This is a genomic window from Microcystis sp. LE19-195.1E, from assembly GCF_027532095.1.
Lineage (GTDB): Bacteria > Cyanobacteriota > Cyanobacteriia > Cyanobacteriales > Microcystaceae > Microcystis > Microcystis aeruginosa.
In genome coordinates this window covers 1-2,120 of sequence record NZ_JAPZSZ010000326.1, presented here as the reverse complement: position 1 = coordinate 2,120, position 2,120 = coordinate 1, and the positions used below count along the sequence as shown (strand labels likewise).

Annotated in this window: 3 protein-coding genes and 1 pseudogene; all 4 read left to right on the top strand. The window is 46.0% G+C overall.

The window, feature by feature from the left end:
* A pseudogene (locus tag O9300_RS17840) lies at positions 1-270 on the top strand (zinc ribbon domain-containing protein); the annotation flags it as partial.
* 125 nt (positions 271-395) lie between these two features.
* Positions 396-698 (top strand): hypothetical protein, encoded by a 303-nt coding sequence (locus O9300_RS17835; RefSeq protein WP_061432461.1) that lies wholly within the window; start codon positions 396-398, stop codon positions 696-698.
* A gap of 55 nt (positions 699-753) precedes the next feature.
* Positions 754-1,209 (top strand): (2Fe-2S) ferredoxin domain-containing protein, encoded by a 456-nt coding sequence (locus tag O9300_RS17830; protein WP_287973082.1) that lies wholly within the window; start codon positions 754-756, stop codon positions 1,207-1,209.
* Positions 1,210-1,307: 98 nt separating this feature from the next.
* Positions 1,308-1,982, top strand: a complete 675-nt coding sequence (locus O9300_RS17825; RefSeq protein ID WP_287973079.1) for a response regulator transcription factor — start codon at positions 1,308-1,310, stop codon at positions 1,980-1,982.
* Positions 1,983-2,120 lie beyond the last annotated feature (138 nt).

The window sequence follows — 2,120 nt, the reverse complement described above, 5'->3', positions numbered from 1 at the left end:
ACTACATCGAAATAGATAGATGGTTTCCTAGCTCTAAAAGATGTAGTAATTGTGGGCATATTGCCCTTGAAAATGCCGTTAAATGTTCGAGAATGGGACTGTCCAGACTGTGGGACTCACCATGACCGAGATATTAACGCCAGTAAAAATATTTTGGCCGCAGGGCTTGCGGTGTCAGTCTGTAGAGCGACCTGATGACCAGAACAGAGTAAATCTGTTAAGGCAGGTGCGGAACCCCGCAAGGGAAAGAAGCAGAAACCTAAATCGTGAGGTTTGGGAATCGCCGTCCGTTTTACGGCGGCGAGGATGTCAATGTTACATTAATTCTGCGCCAACCCCTGTCAACCCCAATCACCGATAAAATAGGGATGAAGTGTTAAGTAGCTTGAGTGTTTATGCAGTCTCCCGAACCGTTCGATACTAAATATACCCCAGAGGAAGTGGAAGTGGAAATCGAAACCGACGATTTTCCCCCCGTTGCTACCCCGGTTAGTTTCGCTGCCACTCTCGAAAAAGTGAAAACTTGGTACGGCAGCCTGTCCACACCAGCACAGGTAGTCGTGGCAGTGGCGGGGGTTTTTGTGGCTCTTTCAATTTTAACGGCGATTTTACGGCTAGTCAGCGCAGTTTTAAGCGCTTTAATCCTCGCCGCTATCGTTTATCTCATCTATCGTTACATCCTCAAACCGAAAGTTTAGTCGGCTATGCACATTTCCTATTCAATGTCAAGAGTTTAATTGATAAAAAAAATTTATGGAAGAAGCGGACACCAGAGATATCTTGGGGGAAAATGTGGCTAAGTTGGGACTGGCCCAGATCCAGCGTCATCTATTTCTCTGCTGCGATCAGACTAAGCCAAAATGTTGTGACAAGGAAGAAGGGTTAGAAGTGTGGGATTATTTAAAGAAGCGGTTAAGTGAATTAGAACTCGATCGCCCTAGTGCCGACCGTCCGGGTTGTGTTTTTCGCACTAAAGCCAACTGTTTGCGGGTTTGTAGCCAAGGGCCGATTTTATTAGTGTACCCGGAAGGAGTCTGGTATGGAAGGGTAAACAAGGAAGCGATCGAAAGAATTATCCAAGAACACCTAATCGGTAATCAAATCGTCACCGAATATGCCTTCCTTCGCCACGATTTACCGGCAATTTCCCTGAACTGTCCAAGAGAAGAACCGGAAACAATAGAGGAAAACAGCGTTAAAACTAACTGAAACACAATTAACTACACATATCTAACTACCTGTTGCCTCTTGCCTATCGATCCTTTGTCCGTCTCCATTCCCCCAACCCTGCAGCCCGGAAAATACCGATGAAAGAGACCAACAAAGACAATAAACAACTTTTATTAATCGATGATGACCCAAATTTAATACTTTTGGTGAAAGATTATCTAGAGTTTCGTGGTTATAGGGTGACAACCGCAGAAAACGGTCGGGAGGCCCTAGAAATCCTCGAACGCGGGGCAAATACTGCCAAGGCAAGGGAAATGCCCGATATGATTATCTGTGATCTGATCATGCCGGAAATGGACGGTCATACGTTCCTCGAAAAAATTCGTCGGGACAGTCGTTTTAGTGGCATTCCCGTGATCTTTCTCTCCCCTGAGGGGCAAAGTCAGGACAAGATAACAGGTTTAACCGCCGATGTCTATATGGTCAAACCCTTTGAACCGGAAGAATTAGTGGCCCTGGTGGAGTCTTCCCTCAAACAAGCGGGCCGGTTGCTGAAACGCAGCACCCGTATCCATTGCGAGGATGTCACTCCTGTTCAGGTTCCGGGTAATGTGGAATTAACCCCAACGGAATTAAAAGTAGTACAATTGGTCGCACAAGGACTGGCTAATCGGGAAATCGCCGAAAAACTCAATGTTAGTCAACGGACAATCGAAAGTCATGTGTCGAATATGCTTCATAAAACCGGTCTTCATAATCGCACGGAATTGGCCCAATGGGCGATCAAAAGTAATAAGCTGTTGACTATCTAGGGTCTGCTGAAAAAGTTTTTCGTGGGGACAGGGTGTGGGGTGTGGGGTGTGGGGTGTAGGGTTTTACCGATTCTCATCTGGTCAATTACCTAATTTTCAGAGAAAAAGTCCCAGAATTTTCCCCCTATCTCTCCCACA